Raw genomic sequence first — 6,327 nt, 5'->3', positions numbered from 1 at the left:
GCGCGCACGCTCGCGAGCCGCTGCTTGGTGAACTTGCGCCGCTTCATGCCGATGATGTTGAGACCTTCGAGCACCGCATACTGGCCGTTGACGAGCCCGAACGGAATGATGTCGTCACGCACGCCACAAACGCCGCCGACCATCACCTGCGGACCGATGCGGGTGAACTGGTGCACCGCGGACAAGCCACCGATGAAGACGAAGTCGCCGATCTCACAGTGCCCCCCGAGCGTCGCCGAGGTCGCGAAGATCACGTCGTTGCCGACATGGCAGTCGTGCCCGACGTGGCTGCAATTCATGAAATAGCCGCGTTCGCCGACCTCCGTGATGCCGCCGCCCGCGACGGTGCCGGCATTCATGGTCACGGATTCGCGGATGGTGCAGCCTGAACCGATCCGTAGCTTCGTCAGCTCGCCGCGATAGCTGAGCGACTGCGGCGGCGTGCCGAGCGAGGCGAACGGGTAGATGGTGCAATCGTCGCCGATCGTCGTCTGCGCCGTGATGTGCACATGCCCGATCAACTTGCAATTTTTGCCGATCACGACGTTCGGGCCGATGATGCAGAAGGGCCCGATCTCGGTGCCCTCGCCGATCACGGCGCCGTCTTCCACGCGCGCGGTGGGATCAATCTTGCTCATTAAGAAGGTCTGGCTATCCGTTGAAGTCGCTCGGTTTTCCGGTGGTTAGCGCGACTTTGCGCGATCTGTCCAGTGACGTATCATCTCGGCTTGTTTCACGCTGGAAGCCATCGTCCATGGTCCGTCATTCCGGGGCGCGACGAAGTCGCGAGCTATAATCCATAACGACGTTCGGCGTTATGGATTCCGGGCCTGCGCACTTCTCACACATCCCGGAACGACGACGTAGATTGAAGCGACGAGAAACTCGCCTCAGTCCGTCAGCATCGCGCCGACGTCGGCTTCGGCGACGACCTGGCCGTTGACCTTGGCATCGCCGTGAAACCACCACATCGCCTTGCGGCGACCGATCGAGCGCATGTGGTACTCGATGGTGTCACCAGGCAGCACGGGCTTGCGAAATTTGCACTTGTCGATGGTGAGGAAATACACCGCCCGCGGCTTCTCCGTGCCATCGACCGATGTGATGCCGATCACGCCCGCGGTCTGCGCCATCGCCTCGATCATCATCACACCGGGATAGACCGGCCGTTCGGGGAAATGCCCCTGGAAGGCCGGCTCGTTGAAGGTGACGTTCTTGATGCCGATGCCGCTATAGTCGGTGCGGATGTTGATCACCCGGTCGATCAACAGCATCGGGAAGCGGTGCGGCAGCGTGCGCAGAATCGCGTTGATGTCCACGAGCTCGAACCTGACCGGTGCTTCCTCCATTACTCCTGTCCCTCGTCCTTCCCATCGGCCTTGCTGTCACGCACGAGACGCTCCACCGCGATGATCTCCTTGAACCACTGCTTGGTCGGCTTGGCAAAAAAGCCGCCCCAACGTCCGCCTGCCGGGATGTCGTCCTTGACGCCGCTCATCGCGGTGACCTGAGCCCCATCGCCGATCTTGAGGTGATTGTTGATGCCAACCTTCGCTCCCAGCGCCACGTTGTCGCCGATCGTCAGGCTGCCGGCGAGGCCGATCTGAGCCGCCAGCAGGCAGTTCCGGCCGATGGTCACATTGTGGCCGATCTGGACCTGGTTGTCGATTTTGGTGCCCTCCCCGATCACGGTGTCACGCAAGGACCCCCGATCGATGGTGGTGCCAGCCCCGACCTCAACGTCGTTCTGGATCAGCACCCGTCCCGTCTGCGGCACCTTGAGGTGGCCCTCGGGACCGAAAAAGACGAACCCGTAGCCGTCCTGGCCGATCGAGCAGCCAGGGTGAATCAGCACGTTGTTGCCGATCAGGGCGCACTGGATGGCCGTACGGGCGCCGACGTCGCAGTCCCGGCCGATCTTGACGCCAGGGCCGATCACCGCGCCGACGCCGATCACGGTGCCGCTGCCGATTTCGACCTCAGGGCCGATGACGGCCAGTGGATCGACCACGACGCCGTCCTCCAGACGCGCCGTTGGATCGATGATCGCCGACGGCGCGATGCCGTCATTGCCGACCGAGGATTGCGGCCTCAGCGCGTCACCGTGCCATTCCCGGGCGATCCTGACGAAGGCACGGAACGGCTGCGCCACGCGCAGCGCGGCGACGTGCGCCGGTACCTGCGCCTCGAAGCGCGGGCTGACGAGGCAGCCGCCGGCCTTGGTCGCCTTGAGCTGGTCGACATATTTGAGGTTGTCGAAGAACGTCAGGTGCATCGGGCCGGCTTCGTCGAGCGAAGCCAGGCCCGTGATCATGTGGCCGGCCCGGGCCGGGTCGACCAGCTGCGCCTTCGTCAGCGTGGCGATATCGGCCAGCGCCGACGCAGGCGGCTTCTTGAAGAAGGACGGCTGCGCCATTCCACCCCGTCGAGGTCCGGCCGGAGATCAGCTTAGAACGACGTACCGCCGCCGAACCGGAACTGCTGCACGCGGTCATACGCGCCCTTGGTGAGCGGCACTGCGTAGTCGAAGCGCAGCGGTCCAAACGGAGACTGCCAGATCAGACCGATACCCACCGACGAGCGGATGACCTTGCTGTCGTCATACACCAATCCGGTACAAGTTCCAGGCGTGGCCGGGTTGACGGTCGACGGCGTACAGGTCGAGTTCTTCGTCGTCGTCGTTTCGCCGGTGAGCGCCCAGGTCGTCGGTCCCTGGTAGTCGTAGAGACCGCCGGCGTCGGCATAGACCGCGCCCTTCAGACCCACTTCCTTGGGCAGGAACCAGAACGGCATCTGCAATTCGAGCGAAGCGCCCCAGTACTTCGTGCCCCCAAGCGCGTCCTGCGTGCCATAGGGATTGAGGTCGCGTGGACCGATGCCGTTCGGCGCAAAGCCGCGGACGAGATTCGGACCCATCTGGAAGTGATCGAGCATGCGCAGTTCGGTGCTGCCCCACTTGTTGAGGATACCGCCCTGCAGATGGACGAGGCCGACGAGATCGGACACCAGCGACTGGTAGTACTTCGCATCAACCGCGGACTTCAGGTAGGAGACGTCGCCGCCGACGCCGGCGAAGTCCTGCTTGAAGTCGACCAGAAGGCCGTCGGTCGGGTTCTTGTTGTTGTCGAGCGTGTTGTAGGTCAACGAATAGCCCAGCGCCGAGGTCAGCGTCGCGCCGTTCGCCAACTCCTTGCGCACCGGTAGCGAGGCTTCGCCGTTCTGGTAGCACCCGAGGCCGTTGGTGGAGCTGAGATCAGGGACACCACCGTTTGCGGCGGAGAAGGCCGGGCTTGTATTGGCCGCGGTGCCCAGCGTGTTGTTACAGTCCTGCAGATAGGACGGCAGCGTGATCTCCTGACGGTAGATCGAATAGCGCAGCTGCAAGGCCAGATCTTCGCGCAGGCTGAAGCCGAGGCGCGGGCTGAAGCCCAGCGTCTTGGTGCCGTAAGAGATGAAGCTGTTGGACAGCTGCGTACGCTGGTAGAGGTCGAGGCCGAGCGCGACGCGGTAGTCGAGCAGGTACGGTTCGACGAACGACAGCGAATAGCCGCGCGCATACTGGCCGTAGGTGACGGATGCCTTGGCGAACAGTCCGCGGCCGAGCAGGTTGCGCTCGGAGATCGAGACTTCGGCCAGCGCGCCGTCGGTCGTGGAATAACCGCCCGACACCGAGAAGTCGCCGGTGGACTTCTCCTCGAGATCGACGATCAGGACCACGCGGTCGCTGGAGGACCCCGGCTCCGTGGTGATCTTGACGGTCTTGAAGAAGTCGAGGTTCTTCAGACGCCGCTCGGCGCGATCGACCAGCGCACGGTTGTAGGCGTCGCCCTCGGAGAGGTCGAATTCGCGGCGGATCACGTAGTCGCGCGTGCGGATGTTGCCGCGAATGTTGATGCGCTCGATATAGGTGCGCGGACCTTCGTCGATGTTGAACACGACCGACACGGTGTGCGCATCGAAATTGCGGTCGCCACCCGGCCGAACCACGGCGAAGGCATAGCCGCGGCGCGAGGCCTCGATCTGCATCTCCTCGACCGACTTCTCGACCGATTCGACGTTGTAGAGCGAGCCGACGTTGACGCGCGAATAGCTGCGCAGCACGGTGGGATCGAAGTTCGGGATGCTCGTGCGGAAGTCGACTGAGCCGACGCGATACTGTTGGCCTTCCTCGATCTTGAAGGTGACGAGGAAGCCCTTCCTCTCCGGATCGTATTCGGTGATCGCGGCGACCACCTGGACGTCGGCGAAGCCGTGCTTGAGGTAGAAACGGCGAATCAGGTCGCGGTCGGCCTCGACCCGGTCCGGATCGTAGACGTCGGCACTGCCGAGGAAGCTCAGGAGATTCGTCTCGCGGGTCTTGATGACGTCCCTCAGGCGATAGCTCGAATAGGCAACGTTGCCGACGAACTCGATCGACTTGACGCCGGTCTTGGCGCCCTCCTCGATCGTGAAGACCAGGTCGACGCGGTTGTTCGGCTGCTCGATGATCTCGGGCGTGACGTGCACGTCGTAGCGGCCGGAGCGGCGATAGATTTCGGCGATGCGCAGCGTGTCCGACTGCACCACGGCGCGAGAGAACGTGCCGCGCGGCTTGGACTGGACTTCGGCGGTGAGCTGCTCGTCCTTGATCTTCTTGTTGCCCTCGAAGGCGACGCGACCGATGACGGCGTTTTCGACCACCGAAACCACGATCCGGCCGCCGACGCGATTGATCTTCACGTCCTGGAACAGTCCGGTCTCGATCAGCGCCTTGAGGCCGTCGTCGATGGCTGCCTGGTCAAGGTGCCCGCCGGGGCCTGCCTTGAAATAGGAACGGATGGTCTCGACCTCGACACGGCGGTTCCCCTCCACCGAGATCGAATCCACCGTCTGGGCGGCGGCGGGCGTAGACACAAGCGCTACCCCAACCGGGGCAAGCACCGGCACGCCGAACATGATCAGGGTGGCGAGCAGGCCCCCCCGGACCTTCATACCAAACATCATGCGCAACGACGCCCTTATCATTCCAGTGCCAGACCCAACCCCAACGCCGGTCTGGGAGATTCCCCAAGTTTCATGCCGCTTGTAGCTAATTTCACCGACGCCGCAAACGGCCGAGCGCGCCGTAGTTTGAATTTCAGTCCAGGACGTTGCCTAAGAGCAACGTCACAAAAAAGCCCGTTTCACGATGCCGCCAGATGGAGGATGTCGTTATAGGTCGCAAACACCATCAACATCAGTACCAAGCCGAGCCCGATTCGAAACCCCATCTCCTGCGCGCGTTCCGACAAAGGCCGGCCGCGGACTGCTTCCACCGCATAGAACAAAAGGTGCCCGCCATCGAGCAGCGGAACCGGGAACAGGTTCAACAGCCCGATCGAGATCGACAGCACTGCGGCCAGATGCACCAGCGCAGCCATGCCGATGGTCGCGACCTGCCCGGAGATCTGGGCGATTCGTAACGGACCGCCGACCTGATCGGCCGCCTCGCGACCGGCAAAGACCCCGCCGATATAGGCCAGCGTCCGGTCGATCACGAACCAGGTTTCCTTCACGCCCAGCCACAGCGCGGTGGCCGGATCGACCCGCTCGGTGACGGTGTCACCGGCCGCCGTCTGCCGGGTGATTCCGAGCACGCCGAGCCGATGCACGTTGCCGAAGGGATCCTTCACCTCGCGCAGCTCCGGGGTCCCGGACAGATCGACCTGGGAATCGCCCCGCTTCACGGTGAAGATCAGCTTGTCGCCGGCATGCGTGCCGACGATCCGCTGCATGTCGGAGAAGCTTCCGATCTTGGTTCCGTCGATGGCGGTCACGACGTCGCCGACCTGGAAGCCGGCCGCTGCCGCAGCACTGCCCGCCTCGATCTTGTCGACTCGCGCCGTGGTCGATGGCTTGCCGAAAAAGGTGAAAAGACAGGTGAAGATCGCGATCGCGAGCAGGAAATTCGCGATCGGTCCGGCCGCGACGATCGCAGCCCTCGGGCCGACCTTCTTGTGATGGAAGCTGCCGGCGCGTTCTTCCGCCGACATTGCGGCCAGCGTCACGGCCGATGGCGTCGAGGCCTCGGTGTCGTCGCCGAAGAATTTGACATAGCCGCCGAGCGGGATCGCCGAGATCTTCCAGCGCGTGCCGTGGCGGTCGTTGAAGCCGGCGAGCTCGGGGCCGAACCCGAGCGAAAAGGTCAACACCTTCACGCCAGCCCAGCGCGCGACCAGAAAATGGCCGAGCTCATGGAAGAAAACGACGATGGTCAGGACGAATAAAAAGGGGATCACATAGCCGATCAGCCCATGGCTCAAGGTGTTGAAGCTATGGAGGAAAAACTCAGTCATCGATTCCTCTTAA

General features: G+C 63.2%; 5 protein-coding genes. All 5 read right to left on the bottom strand.

Annotation, left to right across the window (positions count from 1 at the left end; translation table 11 throughout):
- Nucleotides 1-638 (bottom strand): acyl-ACP--UDP-N-acetylglucosamine O-acyltransferase (lpxA, locus tag SO139_RS39125; protein WP_498541705.1); only part of this gene is annotated, 638 nt, incomplete at its 3' end.
- Between the two features lie 252 nt (nt 639-890).
- Nucleotides 891-1,349, bottom strand: a complete 459-nt coding sequence (gene fabZ / locus SO139_RS39120; RefSeq protein WP_027523862.1) for a 3-hydroxyacyl-ACP dehydratase FabZ — start codon at nt 1,347-1,349, stop codon at nt 891-893.
- A complete protein-coding gene (gene lpxD, locus SO139_RS39115; protein WP_449381633.1) occupies nt 1,349-2,416 on the bottom strand; it encodes a UDP-3-O-(3-hydroxymyristoyl)glucosamine N-acyltransferase in 1,068 nt (355 codons plus the stop codon). Before lpxD ends, fabZ begins: the two co-directional genes overlap by 1 nt.
- Nucleotides 2,417-2,448: 32 nt before the next feature.
- On the bottom strand, nt 2,449-4,983 hold the full coding sequence (bamA, locus tag SO139_RS39110; RefSeq protein WP_449381634.1) for an outer membrane protein assembly factor BamA: 2,535 nt from the start codon (nt 4,981-4,983) through the stop codon (nt 2,449-2,451).
- Nucleotides 4,984-5,162: 179 nt separating this feature from the next.
- Nucleotides 5,163-6,314 carry a M50 family metallopeptidase gene (locus SO139_RS39105; protein WP_498541704.1) on the bottom strand — a complete coding sequence of 384 codons (1,152 nt, stop codon included), beginning with the start codon at nt 6,312-6,314 and terminating at the stop codon, nt 5,163-5,165.
- Nucleotides 6,315-6,327: the final 13 nt, after the last annotated feature.

This window comes from Bradyrhizobium sp. UFLA05-89 (genome assembly GCF_059803475.1).
Note: the sequence above shows the minus strand (reverse complement) of the source record. Positions and strands in the feature narration are given on the sequence as shown.